Below are 19,704 nucleotides of genomic sequence, written 5' to 3'. Positions count from 1 at the left end.
TATGATCCCGGGGGTCACCCTCAGACCCCCGGCGCCATGTATCCCTCGCTCACCACCTTTAAACCTTGCGATCTGCCGACGCTGCTGAACAGCCTTCAGCCCATTGCGCCGTTGCTCGATACCCTGTMGGACGTGGTGTTTTTCATCAAGGACTGCGAGGCCCGCTACGCCTTCGTCAACCAGACCCTGGCCCGGCGTTGTGGTTTCAAACACAGGGACGAGCTGCTGGGGCGCACCGCCGAAATGGTCTTCCCGGAACGCTTCGGTCCGCTGTACACCGAGCAGGATCGGCGAGTGCTGTCCAGCGGTCGCGAACTGGCCGATCAGCTGGAGCTGCATTTGTATTATGGCAATCAGCCGATCTGGTGCCTCACCCACAAACTCGCCTTGAAGGATGAACAGGGTCGAATCGTGGGCCTGGCCGGGATCTCCCGCGACCTGCAATCGCCGCAGTCGAACCATCCGGCGTTCCAGAAACTCGCCGCCGTGGATGCCCATATCCGCCGCCACTTCGCCCGCTCCATCAGCCTCGCCGAACTGACCGCCATCGCTGGCTATTCCGTGGCGCAATTGGAGCGGCACTGCAAACGGGTGTTCCAGCTCACCCCACGGCAAATGATTCACAAGGCGCGCCTGGAAGAAGGTTCGCGGTTGTTACTGCACACCGAGTTGCCGATTACCGAGATTGCCTTGCGCTGTGGTTACACCGACCACAGTGCCTTCAGCCGGCAGTTTCGGGCGCTGACCAGTTTGTCGCCGAGTCAGTATCGCGATAACCAGCGTTAGGCGGGTGATGAAGAGTGTTCTTCCGGGCCTCATCGCGAGCAAGCTCGCTCCCACAGGGGATCGCATTTACCTTGCGCACGCGGTCAATTGTGGGAGCGAGCCTGCTCGCGATGAGGCCAGCCCATCCACCACAAAACCTGCAATGAACCGATAAGCAGGCACGCACCTCTCACCTGCCAGTGTTCCTTAAAGGTGCGCCCACGCTACCGCTGCTCCCATATGTAACACCGGTCCTCACTGCCGTGGCGTCACCTCGCTACGGGTTGCACCGCTACAAAACCTCTACGCCAAGGCCTGACAACTAATTCACCCCACGGACTGGAAATAGGCACGTTGATTGCTATTGTTAATATCGTATACGAAATCCCCAATACGATATTCAACAGCACTTCACATCAACGAGGCCTCTATGAAAAACCCCGCATTTGCCGTAGCCCTCAGCGCTGTTCTCAGTACCTCCTTTATCGCCACTGCCCAGGCCGACAAGCTCGACGACATCATCGGTTCGGGCAAGCTGCGCTGCGCCGTGACCCTGGACTTCCCGCCCATGGGCTTTCGCGATGCCAGCAACTCGCCGGCCGGCTTCGATGTGGACTATTGCCGCGACCTGGCGAAGATCCTCGGGGTTGAGGCCGAAGTGGTGGAAACGCCGTTCCCGGATCGCATTCCGGCACTGGTCTCCGGGCGGGCTGACGTGATCGTCGCGTCCACCTCCGACACCCTCGAACGCGCCAAGACCGTCGGCCTCACCGTGCCCTACTTTGCCTTCCAGATGGTGGTGCTGACCCGCGACGACACCGGCATCAATGGCTTCGACGACCTCAAGGGCAAAGCAGTGGGCAACACCAGCGGCACCTATGAGGCCATCGCCCTGGAGAAAGACGTGAAGAACTGGGGCTCGGGCAGTTTCCGAGCCTACCAGTCGCAGAGCGATACCCTGCTAGCCGTCGCCCAAGGCCACATCGATGCCACCGTCGTCACCAACACCGTGGCCGCCGCCACCCTCAAGTCGGGCAAATACAAAAACCTGAAAGTCGCCGGTAATGCCCCGTACGTCATCGACTACGTGTCCCTGGGTGCCAAGCGCAGCGAGTTCGGCCTGCTCAACTACCTCAACCTGTTCGTCAATCAACAGGTGCGTACCGGTCGCTACAAGGAGTTGTTCGTTAAATGGGTCGGCACCGAGATCCCGCCGACTAACCTGACCGTGCCTCAGGTCTACTACTGAGATGTCCGGCATGCCTGGGCCAATTTCTCTGACCGGACGCAGCCTGGTGGCGGGTGCCGCGCAAGGCGCCCTGCTGTTCGCCGATGTCGGCTTGAGCTTCTGGGGCGGAGTCGATCCCTGCACGGGTGAAGTCATCGACCGCCATCACCCGCTCAGCGGCCAACACCTGGCCGGCCGCGTGCTGGCGATTCCCAGTGGTCGCGGCTCGTGCACCGGCAGCAGTGTGTTGATGGAACTGATCAGCAACGGCCATGCACCGGCGGCATTGGTGCTGGCCGAAGCCGACGAGATCCTGACCTTGGGCGTGCTGGTGGCGCAGACCATTTTTGCCCGTTCCCTGCCGGTGCTGTGCATCGGTCGGGAGGCCTTCGCCGCCTTGCGCGGCCAGGCCTTCGCCCGGGTCGAAAATACAACGCGGAGCCTGTTCGATCACCTGCCGGGCGACGCCTGGCAGGCGCTCGACAGCCCATTACCAGACACTGACAGCACCGCCTCGATCAGGCTCACCGGGCACGATCGGGCGCTGCTCGATGGCCGGCATGGCAAGGCCGCGCAAATGGCCATGCAGATCGTCCTGCGTATGGCCGAACTGCAGGGTGCCGACCACTTGGTGGATGTCACCCAAGCACACATCGACGGCTGCATTTACACGGGACCTGCGAGCCTGCGCTTTGCCCGGCAACTGGTGCAATGGGGAGCAAAAGTGCGAGTGCCCACCACCCTCAATTCAATTTCCGTCGACCAGCGCCGTTGGCGCGAACTGGGTATCGACCCGGCACTGGGTGAACCGGCCAGTGCCTTGGGCGATGCCTATATGGCGATGGGCGCACAGCTCAGTTTCACCTGCGCGCCGTACCTGCTCGACACTGCACCGAAGGCTGGCGAGCAAATCGTCTGGGCGGAATCCAACGCAGTGGTCTACGCCAACAGCGTGCTCGGTGCACGCACCCTGAAATACCCGGATTACCTGGACATCAGCATCGCCCTCACCGGTCGCGCCCCGCTGATCGGCTGCCACCTGGACGCGCCACGCAAGGCCCGGTTGCAGCTCGAGTTGCCTGCCCTCGGTGAACTGGACGATGCCTTCTACCCGCTGCTGGGTTACCACATTGGTGCCCTGACTGGCAGTCGCGTGCCGCTGGTGCTGGGACTGGAAAAACGCAAGCCGAGCCTGGACGACCTCAAAGCCTTTGGCGCGGCCTTCGCCACCACCTCTGCGGCGCCACTGTTCCACATCGCCGGGGTCACCCCGGAGGCCATTGACCCGGCGCAGGTACTGGATGCGGACACTTCCATTCCCGCGGAAAAAATCCGCCTGAAGGACCTGCTGCGCAGTTGGCGCGAACTCAACAGTGCTCGCGATAACCGGGTGGATGTGGTGTCGCTGGGTAACCCGCACTTTTCCCTCAGCGAGTTCGCTCACCTGGCGCGACTGTGCCGGGGACGACAAAGACACCCGGATGTGGTGCTTGCCATCACCTGCGGCCGTGCGGTGTTGGAGCAGGCCCGCGAGGCCGGGCACATCGCCGTGATCCAAGCGTTTGGCGCGACCCTGGTTACCGACACCTGCTGGTGCATGCTCGGCGAACCCGTAATCCCCCTGGCGGCTAAAACCCTGATGACCAACTCGGGCAAATACGCCCACTACGCACCGGGCCTGGTCGGCCGCAAGGTGCACTTCGCCAGCCTTGCCGAATGCGTCGACGCGGCCTGCACCGCAACGGCCAGTGGACGTTTGCCGGCCTGGCTACAACCTGCCGCCCTACTGGAGAGCCCTGCGCATGTTTGACTACAGCTTCCAATGGCGCTCCGCCCTGCGCGCCCTGCCGGACATGCTTGCCGGTGCCATCGTCACCTTCGAAACCGCCGCGCTGTCGATGATCTTCGGCGTGCTGATCGCCCTGGCCCTGACGGTGATGCGCGAGGCCAAACACCCATTACTGCGCGGGTTCGGCAACGGTTGGGTATCGATTGCCCGCAACACCCCGTCGCTGTTTCAGATCTACATCCTCTACTTCGGTCTCGGCTCGCTGAACCTGCATGTCAGTTCCTGGTTCGCCCTGCTGGCCGGGATCACCTTCAACAATGCCGGGTATCTGGCGGAGAACTTTCGCGGCGGCCTCAAGGCCGTACCTGACACGCAGGTGCGTGCGGCGCGTTCCCTCGGCATGAGTGCCTTCCAGGCCTACCGCATGATCATCGTCCCGCAACTGCTGCGGATCGTGTTCTACCCGCTGACCAATCAGATGGTCTGGGCGGTGTTGATGACGTCGCTGGGGGTGATCGTCGGGCTAAACAATGACCTGACCGGTGTGACCCAGGAATACAACGTCAAAACCTTCCGCACCTTCGAGTATTTCGCCATCGCAGCGGTGCTGTATTACTTGATTGCCAAGGCGATCGTCGCGRCAGCCCGGCTGATGGCCTGGCGGTTGTTCCGTTACTGAGGAGCTGTCCATGTTTTCCACCGATTTTTCCTCGAATGACCTGATGTTCCTGCTCAACGGTGCGTGGGTCACGATGCAACTGACGTTCTGGTCGATCATTCTCGGCTCCTTGGCCGGGTTGTTCTTCGGCCTGCTGCGGGCCTTGTTGCCACGGGCCAGCCAGCCATTGGCCTGGGTGCTGGACGTGTTTCGCAGCGTGCCGTTGCTGATCCAGTTCGTACTGTTCAACTCACTCAAAAGCATCATCGGTTTGAACATCAGCGCCTTTAGCGTCGGCTGCATTGTGTTGGGGGTTTACGCTGCGGCGTACTTCACCGAGATCGTGCGTGCCGGCGTGCTGGCGGTGCCGTTCACCGTGCGCCGGGCCAGCCGTTCGTTGGGGCTGAGCTTCTTGCAGGACTTGCGCTGGATCGTCCTGCCGATGGCCACCCGAGTAGCGTTCCCCGGCTGGCTGAACCTGGTGCTCGGTGTAATGAAAGACACCGCGCTGGTGATGTGGATCGGCATCGTCGAACTGCTGCGCGCCTCGCAAACCATCGTCACCCGCATCCAGGAACCGTTGCTGGTGCTGTGCATCGCGGGCCTTATCTACTACGTCATGAGCCTGGTGGTCGCACGCCTGGGCGCTCGTCTGGAAAGAAGGTGGCAAGAAAATGATTGAGATCGACAACGTACATAAATCCTTCGGCAACCTCGAAGTGGTCAAGGGCGTCAACCTGACGGTGAACAAGGGCGAAGTGGTGTCGATCATCGGCGGCTCCGGCTCCGGCAAATCGACCTTGCTGATGTGCATCAACGGCCTGGAACCGATCCAGAAAGGCAACATCCGCGTTGACGGCGTCGAGGTCCATCACAGCGCCACCGACCTCAATCGCCTGCGGCAGAAAATCGGCATTGTGTTCCAGCAATGGAATGCCTTCCCGCACCTGACGGTGCTGGAAAACGTCATGCTCGCGCCGCGCAAAGTGCTGGGCAAAAGCAAGGCTGAAGCGCAAGAGCTAGCGGTGAAGCAACTGGCCCACGTCGGTCTGGGCGACAAGCTCAAGACCTTCCCTGGCAAGCTGTCCGGTGGACAGCAACAACGCATGGCCATCGCCCGCGCCCTGGCCATGTCACCGGACTACATGCTGTTTGACGAAGCCACCTCGGCCCTCGACCCGCAGTTGGTCGGTGAAGTGCTGGACACCATGCGCATGCTCGCCGAAGACGGCATGACCATGGTGTTGGTGACCCACGAAATCCGCTTTGCCCGGGACGTGTCCGACCGCGTGGCGTTCTTCCGCAATGGCCTGGTGCATGAGATTGGTTCGCCGGATCAAGTGATCGGCAATCCGGTGCATGCGGAGACTGCAGCGTTTCTGAAATCGGTGAAATAACTAACGGCCCAATCGCGAGCAGGCTCACTCCTACAGGGTTAGCGGTGCATATCGAACAGTGTAGGAGCGAGCCTGCTCGCGATGAGGCCCGCACAGACAAAACAAGGAGTCACCCATGCGCTCATCAAAAGTTATCCACGTCGTCAGCTGCCACGCCGAAGGCGAAGTCGGCGACGTGATCGTGGGCGGTGTCGCCCCGCCGCCCGGCGCCACCGTGTGGGAACAGTCGCGCTGGATCGCCCGGGACGAAACCCTGCGCAACTTCGTCCTCAACGAACCCCGCGGTGGCGTGTTCCGCCATGTCAACCTGCTGGTCCCGGCCAAGGACCCACGGGCGCAGATGGCCTGGATCATCATGGAACCGGCGGACACCCCGCCGATGTCCGGCTCCAACTCGTTGTGCGTCGCCACCGTATTGCTCGACAGCGGCATCCTGCCCATGACCGAGCCGCAAACCCGCCTGGTGCTGGAAGCGCCCGGCGGCCTGATCGAAGCCGTGGCCGACTGCCGGGATGGCAAGGTGCAACGGGTGGAAGTGAAAAACGTGCCGTCCTTCGCTGATCGACTGGATGCGTGGATTGAAGTCGAAGGCATCGGCTCGCTGAAGGTTGACACCGCTTATGGTGGCGACAGTTTTGTGATTGCCGATGCCAAAGGCCTGGGTTTCTCCATCCGCCCGGATGAAGCGGCCGATCTGGTGGCGGTCGGGCTGAAAATCACTCGGGCGGCCAACGAACAACTGGGCTTCGTGCATCCGCTGAATCCCGAGTGGTCGCACATTTCCTTCTGCCAGATCGCCGCGCCCATCGTCCATGAGAACGGCATCGCCACCGGCGCCAATGCGGTGGTGATTCAACCGGGCAAGATCGACCGCTCCCCCACCGGCACTGGTTGCTCGGCGCGCATGGCGGTGTTGCAGGCCAAAGGCTTGATGCAGGTTGGCGAGCGCTTTGTCGGCCGTTCGATTATCGGCTCCGAGTTCCACTGCCGCATTGATTCGCTGACCGAAGTCGCCGGCCGCGCCGCGATTTACCCGTGCATTTCCGGCCGGGCGTGGATCACCGGCACCCATCAATTGCTGCTCGACCCAAGCGATCCGTGGCCACAAGGCTATCGCCTGTCCGACACTTGGCCCGGCGCCTGATCACGCAATCCCTGAACCCCCAGACCAACGGCCAGTAAAAACCCTTGAAAACCAAAAAAAACACTAGCCGAGCATTGTCATTTTAAATATCGTATACGAAATACAATTAACGAACCGGAGGCAACAATGAGCAAGCGCATTAACTGGAGTGGCGTCTTCCCAGCGGTGACCACTCAATTCAACGATGACTTCTCCATCAACCTGGAAAAAACCCATCAGGTGATTTCCAACGTGATCCGCGACGGCGTGTCGGGCCTGGTGGTCTGCGGCTCGGTGGGTGAAAACACCTCGCTGACCGCCGAAGAGAAAATCGCCGTGACTGAGGTCGCTGTCGATGCCGCCCGTGGTCGCGTACCGGTGATTTGCGGCGTGGCCGAGTTCACCAGCATACAAGCGGCCAAGGTCGCCAATGCCGTACGCCGGGTCGGCGTCGATGGCGTGATGCTGATGCCGGCGCTGGTCTACGGTTCCAAGCCGTTCGAGACCGCCGAGCATTACCGCTACGTGGCGAAAAACGCCGACGTGCCGCTGATGGTCTACAACAACCCGCCTATCTATAAGAACGACGTCACCCCGGACATCCTGATTTCCCTGGCCGACTGCGACAACGTGGTGTGCTTCAAGGATTCTTCCGGCGACACCCGCCGCTTCATCGACGTGCGCAACGAAGTCGGTGACCGTTTCGTGCTGTTCGCCGGCCTCGACGACGTGGTGCTGGAAAGCATCGCCGTGGGTGCCGAAGGTTGGGTCTCGGGCATGTCCAACGTGTTCCCGAAAGAAGGCGAAACCATCTTCCGCCTGGCCAAGGCCGGTCGTTTCGCCGAAGCCATGCCGATCTACGAATGGCTGATGCCGATCCTGCACCTCGATGCCCGTGCCGACCTGGTGCAGTGCATCAAGCTGTGTGAAGCCATCGCCGGTCGCGGCAGCGCCTTGACCCGTCCGCCACGCCTGGCCCTGCCGGAAGCCGACCGCGTGTTCGTCGAGCAGATCATGGCCAAGGCCTTGGCCAACCGCCCGGAACTGCCGGACGTCGGTCTCTGAGTGATTGCCGGGCGGGTCTATGCGGACCCAGCCCGGCTGCCCGTTTTTTGCGCCTCAACAAGGAACGTCAGCATGTCCAATCCTCAACACACGCAAAGCGCAACCACACCCTCGGGACTCAAACGCGTAGTGGCCGCCGCCATGGCTGGCACCGTCGCCGAATGGTATGAATTCTTCCTCTACGGCACCGCCTCGGCGCTGGTCTTCGGTCAGCTGTTCTTCCGCCAGACCGACAGCCCCATCGACGGCATCATCGCCGCCTTCGCCTTGTACGCGGTCGGCTTTCTCGCCCGGCCGTTGGGCGGTTTGGTATTCGGTCACTACGGTGACAAATTCGGCCGAAAACGCCTGCTGCAACTGAGCCTGGTAGTGGTCGGCATCACCACCTTCCTGATGGGTTGCCTGCCTGGCTTCGACCAGATCGGTTACGCAGCGCCGGTGCTACTGGTGCTGTTGCGGTTGATCCAGGGCTTCGCTTTCGGTGGCGAATGGGGCGGCGCGATTCTGCTGGTGTCCGAACACTGCCCGGACAATCGTCGGGGCTTCTGGGCCAGTTGGCCGCAAGCCGGGGTGCCGGCCGGCAACCTGGTGGCCACGGTCGCCCTGCTGCTGTTGTCGTCGAACCTGTCAGAGCAACAGTTCCTTGCCTGGGGCTGGCGCGTGGCGTTCTGGTTCTCGGCGGTAGTCGTGTTGATCGGTTACTGGATTCGTACCAGCGTCGATGACGCGCCGATCTTCAAGGAAGCCCAGGCCCGTCAGGCACAGACCAAACAACAACAGCTCGGTGTGGTGGAAGTGTTGCGTCATCACTGGCGCTCGGTGCTGGTGGGAATCGGCGCACGCTTTGCCGAGAACATCCTCTACTACACCGTGGTGACGTTCTCGATTACCTATCTGAAACTGGTGGTGCACAAGGACACTTCGCAAATTCTGCTGCTGATGTTCGGCGCGCATCTGGTGCACTTTTTCCTGATCCCGCTGATGGGCTATCTGTCGGACATCGTCGGGCGCAAGCCGGTGTACCTGACCGGCGCGGTGCTCACAGCGTTCTGGGGTTTCATCGGTTTCCCGATGATGGATACCGGCAACAACTGGCTGATCATGGCCGCCATCACCCTGGGCCTGGCCATCGAGTCGATGACTTATGCGCCTTACTCGGCACTGATGGCTGAACTGTTCCCGACCCACGTACGCTACACCGCTCTGTCCCTGTGCTACCAGGTGGCACCGATCTTCGCCGGTTCCCTGGCACCGCTGATCGCCATCACCTTGCTCAACAAGTACCACAGCTCGACTCCGATCGCCTGGTATCTGGTGGGCGCCGCGCTGATTTCCGTGGTGGCTGTCAGCCTGACCCGCGAGACCCGTGGCAAGTCATTGCGCCAGGTGGATGCCGAGTCGGCGGCGCGGGTTGCTGCCGTGGACGCAGCCGTGCCAGCCACCCCGCACCGGGGTGACTCTTTGGCTTGATGGCCCTGAAAGATCGCAGGCTGCGATCTTTTGCCCTTACCCTTTCCAGACCGGAGATTTTCAATGCTCGAAATCCTTGGCCACAACTACATCGGCGGAGCGCGCAGCGCCGGCGGCGGCATCATCCTGAACAGCCATGACGCCAGCACCGGCGAAGCACTGCCCTACTCTTTCGTGCAAGCCACCGCGCAAGAAGTCGACGCGGCCGCCCAGGCCGCTGCGGCCGCCTATCCAGCCTTTCGTAATTTGCCGGCGACGCGCCGGGCGGAGTTCCTTGAAGCCATCGCCGCGCAACTGGATGCCCTGGATGACGAGTTCGTTGCCCTGGTGACCCGTGAGACCGCCCTGCCCAGCGCCCGGATTCAGGGCGAGCGCGGCCGCACCAGCGGCCAGATGCGTCTGTTCGCTCAGGTCCTGCGTCGGGGCGATTTCTATAGCGCGCGCATCGACCGTGCCCTGCCGGAGCGTCAGCCGCTGCCACGGGTTGACCTGCGCCAGTACCGGATCGGCGTCGGCCCGGTGGCAGTGTTCGGCGCCAGCAATTTTCCGTTGGCCTTTTCGACTGCTGGCGGCGATACCGCAGCGGCCCTGGCCGCCGGTTGCCCGGTGGTGTTCAAGGCCCACAGCGGGCACATGGCAACCGCCGAATGCGTGGCCAATGCGATCCTGCGCGCCGCCGAGCAGACCGACATGCCCAAGGGTGTGTTCAACATGATCTACGGTGCTGGCGTCGGCGAAGCGCTGGTCAAGCACCCGGCGATTCAGGCCGTCGGTTTCACCGGCTCGCTCAAAGGTGGCCGTGCCCTTTGCGACATGGCCGCCGCACGGCAACAACCCATCCCGGTGTTCGCCGAGATGAGCAGTATCAATCCAGTGTTGGTATTGCCCGAAGCCTTGCGTGCGCGCGGCGAGAAAATCGCCGCTGAACTGGTGGCATCGGTGGTCCAGGGTTGCGGGCAGTTCTGCACCAATCCGGGGTTGGTAATTGGTATTCGCGCCCCTGAATGGACGGCGTTCACTGCGCGACTAAGCAACCTGATGGCCGAACAACCGGCGCAAACCATGCTCAATGCTGGCACCCTCGGCAGCTATGAAAAAGGGGTGCGGGCCTTGCTCGAGCATCCGGGCGTGACGCACCTGGCGGGCCACGACCAGCAGGGCAATCAGGCGCGGCCGCAACTGTTCAAGGCCGACGTCAGCCTGCTGCTCAATGGGGATCCGCTGCTACAGGAAGAAGTGTTCGGGCCGACCACCATTGTCGTTGAAGTGGCGGACAAGGTTGAGCTGCGGCAGGCGTTGAACAGTTTGCACGGGCAACTTACTGCGACATTGATTGGCGAAGCATCGGATCTTCAGACCCATGGGGACGTGCTGATACTGCTGGAACAAAAAGTCGGCCGGGTACTGTTCAACGGTTACCCCACCGGGGTCGAAGTCTGCGATGCCATGGTCCATGGCGGGCCTTACCCTGCAACCTCCGACGCCCGTGGCACGTCGGTTGGCAGCCTGGCCATCGAGCGATTCCTGCGTCCGGTGTGCTACCAGAACTGCCCGGACGCCTTGCTACCCGACGCCTTGAAAAACGCCAACCCGCTGGGGATTGCACGGCTGGTGGATGGCAGCAGCCAACGCGAGCCGGTTTAACAACACGACCTCCTGTGGGAGCGAGCCTGCTCGCGATAGCGGTGTGTCAGTCGACGAAAATGTCGAATCTGATGCCCTCATCGCGAGCAGGCTCGCTCCCACAGGAGTGGGCGCACCCATTCCATTCAAGCCAGCAGTGCTTTCAGGTCGTTGTACAGCGCCTCGGGAATTTGCACGCCTTCCACCAGACTGCGTACCCGCGCCGCGTAACGTCGTTGCGACGGTAAGCGTGCGCCCTGCCCTTCAATGCCCTGGAACAACGTTTCGGCCCGGGCCAAATGTTCTTCAGTGGCGTCCCCCAGAAAGCGCCGAGGGTCCAGGGCGATGATCAACTCGCCATGGTACGGCGACGACTTGCTGCCCCCGTCGAAAGCCAACGACTCGGCACTGGTCAGGTCACCAATCAGCGGCCCGGCAATCAACTCCACCATCGCCGCCAGCGCCGAACCCTTGTGCCCGCCGAACGTCAGCATCGCGCCGCTGTCGAGCACCACGTTGGCGTCGGTGCTCGGCTGGCCTTGGGCGTCGACGCCCCAACCTTCGGGAATCGCCTTGCCGGCACGCCGGTGCAGTTCGATATCGCCACGGGCAATCGCGCTGGTGGCGAAGTCGAACACAAACGGATCTTGCCCCGCACGCGGCCAACCGAAGGCAATGGGATTGGTGCCGAACACCGGCAGTCGTCCTCCAGCCGKCGCCACCCAGGCGTGGCTCGGATTACACGCCAGTGCCACCAGACCGGCAGCAGTCAGCTGCTCGATCTCCACCCACAGCGCCGAGAAATGTACACAGCGGTTGATTGCCAACGCCGCAATGCCGTTGGCCCGGGTTTTCTGCGCCAGCAACGGCAACCCCGCCTGAAATGCCAACTGCGAAAACCCACCGCCAGCATCCACCCGCACAATCGACGGCGCCTGGTCGATCACCTGTGGCTCGGCATCGGCTGACACCTTGCCGGCCCTCAGGGAATTCACACACCCCAGAATCCGGTACAAACCGTGGGAGGCACAGCCATCACGTTCGCCAGCAATCACCGTCGCCGCCACCGCTTGTGCATGGGCCAGATTAAAACCGTTGTGCAACAAGATCGATTCGGCCAACTCACGGGCTTCGATCAGGGTCAGTCGGATCATGGTCATCTCCTTGGACAGACCGGTCAGAGTGGTCTGTCCGAGGCGTTATGGCTTGATGGGTTTGGGCATTGGCGGTGACGAAATTGGCACAGCGCAAACAGTTGGACCCCGTTGAACCAATGGCTGATGAGATCCAGTGTGGGAGCGAGCTTGCTCGCGATGGCCGCAACACGGTTTCAAGTCTGACTATTGCATCCAATGCAACACACAATTGTCATCAACCCAATTGATCGCCGATTAATCAAAGGCGCAATCTAGACGGCTGGCTTGGGTCTTATATCATTCCGAATGATAGTTACCTTTGCCCCATTCGATTCGTGAGATACAACCCCGCCGCGCATCATTCGCCAATCTCAACACATTGGCGGATGCATCCATGGAACAGTCATTCAAACATTTGCGCTTCCCCTTGGCTTTGTTGGCCGTAGTGGTGATCAGCGCTTGCGGCAAGGCCCCGGAAACCGCCGCTACCATGCCCGCAGCCAAGGTCAGCGTGGCCAAGGTGCTGGAACAACCGGTCAACGAGTGGGACGAATTCACCGGGCGCCTCGAAGCTCCGGAAACCGTCGAGATTCGTCCACGGGTCTCCGGCCAGATCGATGAAGTGGCGTTCACTGAAGGTGCGCTGGTCAAGAAAGGCGACCTGTTGTTCCAGATCGACCCGCGTCCGTTCCAGGCTGAGGTCCGCCGCCTCGAAGCACTGGTTGCACAATCGCGCGCCAATGCCACCCGCAGCGAAAACGAAGCCCAGCGCGGTGAGCGCCTGCGCACCAGCAACGCCATTTCCGCCGAGTTGGCCGATTCGCGTACCAGCGCTGCCCAGGAAGCCCGCGCCGCTGTCGGTGCCCTGCAAGCGCAGCTTGACCTGGCCAAACTGAACCTGAGCTTCACCCGCGTTACCGCCCCCATCAGCGGCCGCGTCAGCCGTGCGGAGATCACCGCCGGCAACCTGGTGACCGCCGACACCACCCCGTTGACCAGCGTGGTTTCCACCGACAAGGTCTACGCCTACTTCGACGCAGACGAGCGTGTGTTCCTCAAGTACACCGAACTTGCCCGCCAGGGCAAACGCGGCGCCACCACCCCGGTTTACATGGGCCTGTCCAACGAAGACGGCAACCCACACCAGGGCGTGATGAACTTCGTCGACAACCAGGTCAACCCCAAGACCGGCACCATCCGTGGTCGCGCCGTGTTCGACAACAGCGATGGCAGCTACACCCCGGGCCTGTATGCACGCCTGAAACTGGTGGGCAGCGGCACCTACAACGCCATGCTGATCAACGATGAAGCGGTCGGTACCGACCTTGGCAAAAAATTCGTGATCGTGATGGATGGCGACAACAAGACCGCCTACCGCGCGGTGGAACTGGGTCCGAAGATTGAAGGCTTGCGTATCGTGCGCAACGGCCTGAACAAGGACGACACCATTATCGTCAAGGGCCTGCAACGGGTACGCCCTGGTTCACCGGTCACACCTGAAGTGATTCCGATGGCCAGCGAACAAACCCTCGCAGCACTCGCACAACAACGCCAAGCGCTGGAAGCCAGCAACCTGCCCCAAGTCGCGCCTGTCAGGGTTGCGCCGGGCACGGCTGTGAAACTGGCTGCCACGACCCCACGCGGTTAAGGGATTTTTACGATGAATTTTTCCCAATTCTTCATTTCGCGGCCGATCTTCGCAGCGGTGCTTTCGCTGCTGATCCTGATCGCCGGTGCGATCTCGCTGTTCCAGTTGCCGATCAGCGAATACCCGGAGGTGGTGCCGCCGACTGTTGTGGTGCGCGCCAACTTCCCGGGGGCCAACCCCAAGGTCATCGGTGAAACCGTGGCCGCTCCGCTGGAGCAGGCCATCACCGGCGTCGAGAACATGCTGTACATGTCCTCGCAGTCGACCGCCGACGGCAAGATCACCCTGACCATCACTTTTGCCCTGGGTACCGACCTGGACAACGCCCAGGTGCAGGTGCAGAACCGCGTGACCCGGACCGAGCCGAAACTTCCCGAGGAAGTGACACGCATCGGTATCACCGTGGACAAGGCATCGCCCGACCTGACCATGGTTGTGCACTTGACCTCGCCGGACAAACGCTACGACATGCTCTATCTGTCCAACTACGCGATCCTCAACATCAAGGATGAGCTGGCGCGGCTGGGCGGTGTCGGTGACGTGCAACTGTTCGGCATGGGCGACTACTCGCTGCGTGTCTGGCTCGACCCGAACAAAACCGCTTCGCGCAACCTGACCGCAACTGACGTTGTAACCGCCATTCGTGAACAGAACCGCCAGGTGGCCGCCGGTGCATTGGGCGCTCCCCCTGCCCCGAATGCCCAAAGCTTCCAGCTGTCGGTCAACACTCAGGGCCGTCTGGTCAGTGAGGAAGAGTTCGAGAACATCATCATTCGCTCTGGCGACAACGGTGAAATCACTCGCCTCAAGGACATCGCCCGCGTCGAACTGGGCTCCAGCCAGTACGCCCTGCGTTCGTTGCTGAATAACCAGCCGGCGGTGGCAATCCCGATCTTCCAGCGCCCGGGTTCCAACGCCATCGAAATCTCCAACGAAGTTCGGGCAAAAATGGCCGAACTGAAGAAGAGCTTCCCCGAAGGCATGGACTTCAGCATCGTCTATGACCCGACGATCTTCGTACGCGGCTCCATCGAGGCGGTGGTTCACACCCTCTTCGAAGCACTGATCCTCGTAGTGCTGGTGGTCATCCTGTTCCTGCAAACCTGGCGCGCCTCGATCATTCCGTTGGTGGCGGTGCCGGTATCGCTGATCGGTACCTTTGCCGTGATGCATCTGTTTGGCTTTTCGCTCAACGCCTTGTCGCTGTTCGGCCTGGTGTTGGCCATCGGTATCGTGGTGGACGACGCCATCGTGGTGGTGGAGAACGTCGAGCGGAACATCGAACTCGGATTGACCCCGGTCGAAGCCACCAAACGCGCCATGCGTGAAGTGACCGGCCCCATCATTGCGACGGCGCTGGTGCTGTGTGCGGTGTTCGTACCGGCAGCGTTCATTTCCGGCCTGACCGGCCAGTTCTACAAGCAGTTCGCCCTGACCATTGCGATTTCCACGGTGATCTCGGCCTTCAACTCGCTGACCCTTTCGCCGGCACTGGCGGCGGTATTACTCAAAGGTCATGACGCGCCGAAAGACCGTTTCTCCAAGGTGCTGGACAAGATTTTCGGTGGCTGGTTGTTCCGTCCGTTCAACCGCTTCTTCGAGAAGGCCAGCCACGGTTATGTCGGCACGGTTGCCCGTGTGATCCGCTCAAGCGGTATCGCCCTGCTGCTGTACGCCGGCCTGATGGTCCTGACCTTCTTCGGTTTTTCCAGCACCCCGACCGGTTTCGTACCCGGCCAGGACAAGCAATACCTGGTGGCCTTCGCGCAACTGCCGGATGCCTCGAGCCTGGACCRCACCGAAAACGTGATCAAGCGCATGTCCGAGCTGGCCCTGAAACAGCCTGGCGTGGAAAGTGCCGTGGCCTTCCCTGGCCTGTCGATCAACGGCTTCACCAACAGCCCGAACGCCGGCATCGTGTTCGTGACCCTGAAACCGTTCGACCAACGTAAAGACCCGAGCATGTCCGCCGGTGCGATTGCCGGTGCCTTGAACGGCCAGTACGCGAACATTCAGGAAGCCTACATGGCAATCTTCCCGCCACCGCCGGTACAAGGCCTGGGCACCATTGGTGGTTTCCGCCTGCAGATCGAAGACCGGGGCAACCTGGGCTACGAAGAGCTGTACAAGGAAACCATGAACATCATTGCCAAGAGCCACAGCGTGCCGGAACTGGCCGGTCTGTTCACCAGCTACACGGTGAACGTGCCGCAGGTCGATGCCGCCATCGACCGGGAAAAAGCCAAGACCCACGGCGTGGCCGTCAGCGACATCTTCGACACCCTGCAGATTTACCTGGGTTCGCTGTATGCCAACGACTTCAACCGCTTCGGTCGCACCTATCAGGTCAACGTTCAGGCCGAACAACAGTTCCGCCTCGAAGCCGACCAGATCGGCCAGCTGAAGGTGCGTAACAACAAAGGCGAGATGATCCCGCTGGCGACCTTCATCAAGGTCAGCGACACTTCGGGCCCCGACCGCGTGATGCACTACAACGGCTTCATCACCGCTGAAATCAACGGTGCCGCCGCCCCCGGCTACAGCTCCGGCCAGGCCGAAAAAGCCATCGAGAAACTGCTCAAGGAAGAACTGCCGAACGGCATGACCTACGAGTGGACCGACCTGACTTACCAGCAGATTCTCTCCGGCAACACCGCGCTGTTCGTGTTCCCGCTCTGCGTACTGCTGGCGTTCCTGGTACTGGCGGCTCAGTACGAAAGCTGGAGCCTGCCGCTGGCGGTGATCCTAATCGTACCGATGACCCTGCTGTCGGCCATTACCGGGGTGATTGCCTCCGGTGGTGATAACAACATCTTCACCCAGATCGGCCTGATCGTACTGGTGGGCCTGGCCTGTAAGAACGCGATCCTGATCGTCGAGTTTGCCAAGGACAAGCAACTGGAAGGCCTCAACCCGCTGGCAGCGGTTCTGGAAGCCTGCCGTCTGCGTCTGCGGCCGATCCTGATGACCTCCTTCGCGTTCATCATGGGTGTTGTGCCGCTGGTGTTCTCCAGCGGTGCCGGTGCCGAAATGCGCCACGCCATGGGTGTAGCGGTGTTCTCCGGGATGCTCGGGGTGACCTTCTTCGGTCTGTTGCTGACGCCAGTGTTCTACGTACTGATTCGTAACTTTGTCGAGCGCGGCCAATCGCGCAAAGCCGCCAAGGCGCTGAAACTGGATAAGCAGCTGGAGTCTCATTGATGAGTTTGAAAGCCTTTCTGCCGAGCCTGCTGGTACTGGCCCTGAGTGCCTGTGCCGTCGGCCCGGACTACAAGACCCCAGCCACGGAACCGGCGAACATCACCACCGCCACCGATGGCGCGGCCGGTCAGAAAAACTTTGACCGTTCTCGTTTCGAAGGCATCTGGTGGCAGCAGTTCGAAGACCCGACGCTTAACCAGTTGGTGACCGAATCGCTCAAGGGCAACCGTGATTTGCGCGTCGCCTTTGCCCGCTGGAAAGCGGCCCGGGCCATCCGCGATGACATCAGCAACGACAACCTGCCGGTCGTCACCAGCCGTGTCAGCAGTGACCTGGGCAAGGGGCAGATTCCCGGCCAGACCACCGACCGGGTCAATAGCGAACGCTACGACCTGGGCCTGGACATGGCCTGGGAGATCGACCTGTTTGGTCGTATCCAGCGCAACCTGGAATCGGCGAATGCCGAGCAACAGTCGCTTGAAGCCGATCTGTACCAGCTGCAAGTCACCATGATTGCTGAACTGGTGGATGCCTACGGTCAACTGCGCGGAGCGCAACTGCGGGAAAAGATCGCCCTGGCCAACCTGGAGAACCAGCAGGAGTCGCGCAAGATCACCATCAGCCTGCGTGATGCCGGCGTCGGCGATCAGCTCGATGTGGAACGTGCCGATGCCCGCCTGGCGTCGGTCGAAGCCAGCGTGCCGCAATTGCAGGCCGAGCAGGTTCGGGAGAAGAACCGTATCGCCACTTTGCTCGGTCAGCGCCCGGACAAATTGGCCGTGGACCTGAGCCCGAAAGACTTGCCGGCGATTGCCAAGGCCTTGCCGATCGGTAACCCGGGTGAACTGCTGCAACGCCGGCCGGACATTCTCAGTGCCGAACGCAAACTGGCCTCGGCCACGGCGCGGATCGGCGTGGCCAAGGCCGACCTGTTCCCGCAAGTCAGCCTCAGCGGCTTCCTTGGTTTCACCGCCGGGCGTGGTTCGCAAATCGGTTCCTCGGCGGCCAACGCCTGGGCGCTGGGCCCGAGCATCACCTGGGCGGCGTTCGACCTGGGCAGCGTGCGCGCCCGTTTGCGCGCCGCCGACGCGGATGCCGAAGGCGCCCTGGCGACCTACGAGCAGCAAGTGTTGCTGGCCCTGGAAGAATCGGAAAACGCGTTCAGCGACTACGGCAAACGCCAACAGCGCCTGATCTCGCTGATTCGTCAGAGCGAGTCCAGCCGCTCGGCCGCCGACCTGGCGGAAATCCGCTACCGCGAAGGCACCGCCGATTTCCTCGTGCTGCTCGACGCCCAGCGTGAGCGCCTGGCCGCCGAAGACTCCCAGGCCCAGGCCGAAGTCGACCTGTATCGTGGCATCGTCGCGATCTACAAGGCCCTTGGCGGTGGCTGGCAACCGGAGACAGTCGCGAGCAATTAACCCGATGGTTTGAAGAGCTCCTTTGGTTGGCCGCAACCGACCAGTTTCTTTGCCCTGCGCCTCATTCGGTCGCGGGGTTTTTTTTTGCGCGCTCAATGCTGAGTCCACCACCAACCAATGTGGGAGCGAGCCTGCTCGCGATAGCGGTGTGTCAGTCAACATCCTTTTCTAATGTGAGTCCGTCATCGCGAGCAGGCTCGCTCCTACAGGGGGTTAATGCTGGTCTTGGGATTTGTGATTTTCCTGTACGGTCACGGTGGCCGTGGTCCCCGCCCTGAGCTTGTCTTTACCGACATAGTCGGCATCGATCTCGATCCGTACCGGCACCCGCTGCGCCAGTTTGATCCAGGTGTAACTGGGGTTGATGTTGGCCAGCAGGCGGCCACCGGGCAGGTTTTCCCGGTCGGCAATGGCGAAGGCAATGCTCTGCACTTTGCCGCCGAACATCTCGCCACTCATCAATTCGATTTTGACCCGGTCACCCTCGCCGATCCGCGGCAACTTGGTTTCTTCAAAGTAGCCACTGACATAGAACGAGTCGCTGTCCACCAGTGCCAGCAATGGACCGCCGGCCGAGGCATAGTCGCCCTCCCGGGTCAGCAGATTGGTGACGTAGCCGGTCACCGGGGATACGACATGGGTACGCTGCAAATCGAGCTCGGACTGGGTCAACGCCGCGATGGCCAGTTGCACGTTGGCCTGGGCCAACACCAGATTGGCCTGATTACGCAGCAAGTCAGCCTGGGCCACCGACACATCGGTGTTGGCTTTTTCCCACTCTTCGCCGGAAATCGCCGAACGATCCTTGAGCGTGCGCCGCCGTTGTTCTTCGCTCTGACGTTGTTTGAGCAATGCTTCGCTGGCGGTAATGGCCGCCTGGGCCTGCCCAAGTGAGGCTTTCGCCACCTCAACGGCACGTTTGGCATGCTCCACCGCAAGGGTGTAACGCGCCGGGTCGATCTCCAGCAGTGCCTGGCCCTTGTCCACGTGCTGGTTGTCCTGCACGGCCAGGCTGACGATTCGCCCCGAGACATCGGCGGACAAGGTCACCACATCGGCACGCACCCGGGCATCCCGGGTCCAGGGCGCGCGGGTGTAATGCTCCCAGGCGAACCAGCCCAGGATAAAGGCCAGCAGGACCACCGCCACCGTCGTGAGTCGGGAAAGGATGTTCTTCAAG

The 19,704-nt window shown here is 61.5% G+C and carries 15 protein-coding genes; 13 read left to right on the top strand and 2 right to left on the bottom strand.

The features are described from left to right. The first annotated feature begins 36 nt into the window (after window positions 1–36). The 10 genes from AB4Z35_RS13395 (at window position 37) to AB4Z35_RS13350 (ending at window position 11,139) form a co-directional block, all read left to right on the top strand. Window positions 37–786, top strand: coding sequence for a helix-turn-helix domain-containing protein (locus AB4Z35_RS13395; protein ID WP_442097531.1), 750 nt, complete (start codon window positions 37–39; stop codon window positions 784–786). 409 nt (window positions 787–1,195) lie between these two features. Beyond that, entirely contained in the window at window positions 1,196–2,014 is an 819-nt protein-coding gene (locus tag AB4Z35_RS13390; RefSeq protein WP_046042020.1) for an ABC transporter substrate-binding protein, read from the top strand. A gap of 10 nt (window positions 2,015–2,024) precedes the next feature. Then, the gene (lhpI, locus tag AB4Z35_RS13385; RefSeq protein ID WP_442097529.1) at window positions 2,025–3,803 is read left to right on the top strand and encodes a cis-3-hydroxy-L-proline dehydratase; all 1,779 of its coding nucleotides are present in this window, start codon (window positions 2,025–2,027) and stop codon (window positions 3,801–3,803) included. After that, complete coding sequence (locus AB4Z35_RS13380; RefSeq protein ID WP_442097527.1) at window positions 3,796–4,461, top strand: amino acid ABC transporter permease; 666 nt, start codon at window positions 3,796–3,798, stop codon at window positions 4,459–4,461. Before lhpI ends, AB4Z35_RS13380 begins: the two co-directional genes overlap by 8 nt. A 10-nt stretch (window positions 4,462–4,471) precedes the next feature. Next, the gene (locus tag AB4Z35_RS13375) at window positions 4,472–5,122 is read left to right on the top strand and encodes an amino acid ABC transporter permease (protein ID WP_007997727.1); all 651 of its coding nucleotides are present in this window, start codon (window positions 4,472–4,474) and stop codon (window positions 5,120–5,122) included. After that, window positions 5,115–5,837: an amino acid ABC transporter ATP-binding protein gene (locus AB4Z35_RS13370; protein ID WP_442097525.1), complete on the top strand. Its 723-nt coding sequence runs from the start codon at window positions 5,115–5,117 to the stop codon at window positions 5,835–5,837. The genes AB4Z35_RS13375 and AB4Z35_RS13370 overlap by 8 nt, the downstream gene beginning before the upstream one ends. 115 nt (window positions 5,838–5,952) lie before the next feature. Next, the gene (locus AB4Z35_RS13365; protein WP_008018645.1) at window positions 5,953–6,981 is read left to right on the top strand and encodes a trans-3-hydroxy-L-proline dehydratase; all 1,029 of its coding nucleotides are present in this window, start codon (window positions 5,953–5,955) and stop codon (window positions 6,979–6,981) included. A 126-nt stretch (window positions 6,982–7,107) separates the two neighbouring features. Then, a complete protein-coding gene (locus AB4Z35_RS13360) occupies window positions 7,108–8,025 on the top strand; it encodes a dihydrodipicolinate synthase family protein (RefSeq protein ID WP_007997732.1) in 918 nt (305 codons plus the stop codon). Window positions 8,026–8,097: 72 nt separating this feature from the next. Beyond that, window positions 8,098–9,495, top strand: a complete 1,398-nt coding sequence (gene abaF, locus AB4Z35_RS13355) for a fosfomycin efflux MFS transporter AbaF (RefSeq protein ID WP_442097524.1) — start codon at window positions 8,098–8,100, stop codon at window positions 9,493–9,495. Window positions 9,496–9,558: 63 nt separating this feature from the next. Then, window positions 9,559–11,139, top strand: coding sequence for an aldehyde dehydrogenase (NADP(+)) (locus tag AB4Z35_RS13350; RefSeq protein ID WP_442097522.1), 1,581 nt, complete (start codon window positions 9,559–9,561; stop codon window positions 11,137–11,139). Window positions 11,140–11,264: 125 nt separating this feature from the next. Here the strand turns inward: AB4Z35_RS13350 and AB4Z35_RS13345 are convergent, their stop codons facing one another. Then, window positions 11,265–12,272 carry an Ldh family oxidoreductase gene (locus tag AB4Z35_RS13345; RefSeq protein ID WP_442097520.1) on the bottom strand — a complete coding sequence of 336 codons (1,008 nt, stop codon included), beginning with the start codon at window positions 12,270–12,272 and terminating at the stop codon, window positions 11,265–11,267. A gap of 376 nt (window positions 12,273–12,648) precedes the next feature. Here AB4Z35_RS13345 and mexE point away from each other — a divergent pair, with 376 nt between their 5' ends. From mexE to AB4Z35_RS13330, 3 genes are read left to right on the top strand one after another with little or no spacing between them, the layout of a single operon-like run. After that, window positions 12,649–13,902, top strand: coding sequence for a multidrug efflux RND transporter periplasmic adaptor subunit MexE (gene mexE, locus AB4Z35_RS13340; protein WP_442097519.1), 1,254 nt, complete (start codon window positions 12,649–12,651; stop codon window positions 13,900–13,902). A gap of 12 nt (window positions 13,903–13,914) precedes the next feature. Further along, window positions 13,915–17,103, top strand: coding sequence for an efflux RND transporter permease subunit (locus AB4Z35_RS13335; RefSeq protein ID WP_442097517.1), 3,189 nt, complete (start codon window positions 13,915–13,917; stop codon window positions 17,101–17,103). Beyond that, window positions 17,103–18,524, top strand: a complete 1,422-nt coding sequence (locus AB4Z35_RS13330; protein WP_442097515.1) for an efflux transporter outer membrane subunit — start codon at window positions 17,103–17,105, stop codon at window positions 18,522–18,524. Before AB4Z35_RS13335 ends, AB4Z35_RS13330 begins: the two co-directional genes overlap by 1 nt. Before the next feature lie 213 nt (window positions 18,525–18,737). Here AB4Z35_RS13330 and AB4Z35_RS13325 read toward each other — a convergent pair whose 3' ends face one another. After that, window positions 18,738–19,703: an HlyD family secretion protein gene (locus AB4Z35_RS13325; RefSeq protein ID WP_442097513.1), complete on the bottom strand. Its 966-nt coding sequence runs from the start codon at window positions 19,701–19,703 to the stop codon at window positions 18,738–18,740. Window position 19,704 lies beyond the last annotated feature (1 nt).

The organism is Pseudomonas sp. KB_15 (assembly GCF_052114525.1).
GTDB lineage: Bacteria > Pseudomonadota > Gammaproteobacteria > Pseudomonadales > Pseudomonadaceae > Aquipseudomonas.
Note: the sequence above shows the minus strand (reverse complement) of the source record. Positions and strands in the feature narration are given on the sequence as shown.

What these genes read in the sequence shown, in the direction of transcription:
- AB4Z35_RS13390 (WP_046042020.1), top strand. Translation starts at nt 1,196, where the DNA reads ATGAAAAACCCCGCATTTGCCGTAGCCCTCAGCGCTGTTCTCAGTACC.
- lhpI (WP_442097529.1), top strand. Translation starts at nt 2,025, where the DNA reads ATGCCTGGGCCAATTTCTCTGACCGGACGCAGCCTGGTGGCGGGTGCC.
- AB4Z35_RS13375 (WP_007997727.1), top strand. Translation starts at nt 4,472, where the DNA reads ATGTTTTCCACCGATTTTTCCTCGAATGACCTGATGTTCCTGCTCAAC.
- AB4Z35_RS13370 (WP_442097525.1), top strand. Translation starts at nt 5,115, where the DNA reads ATGATTGAGATCGACAACGTACATAAATCCTTCGGCAACCTCGAAGTG.
- AB4Z35_RS13365 (WP_008018645.1), top strand. Translation starts at nt 5,953, where the DNA reads ATGCGCTCATCAAAAGTTATCCACGTCGTCAGCTGCCACGCCGAAGGC.
- AB4Z35_RS13360 (WP_007997732.1), top strand. Translation starts at nt 7,108, where the DNA reads ATGAGCAAGCGCATTAACTGGAGTGGCGTCTTCCCAGCGGTGACCACT.
- abaF (WP_442097524.1), top strand. Translation starts at nt 8,098, where the DNA reads ATGTCCAATCCTCAACACACGCAAAGCGCAACCACACCCTCGGGACTC.
- AB4Z35_RS13350 (WP_442097522.1), top strand. Translation starts at nt 9,559, where the DNA reads ATGCTCGAAATCCTTGGCCACAACTACATCGGCGGAGCGCGCAGCGCC.
- mexE (WP_442097519.1), top strand. Translation starts at nt 12,649, where the DNA reads ATGGAACAGTCATTCAAACATTTGCGCTTCCCCTTGGCTTTGTTGGCC.
- AB4Z35_RS13330 (WP_442097515.1), top strand. Translation starts at nt 17,103, where the DNA reads ATGAGTTTGAAAGCCTTTCTGCCGAGCCTGCTGGTACTGGCCCTGAGT.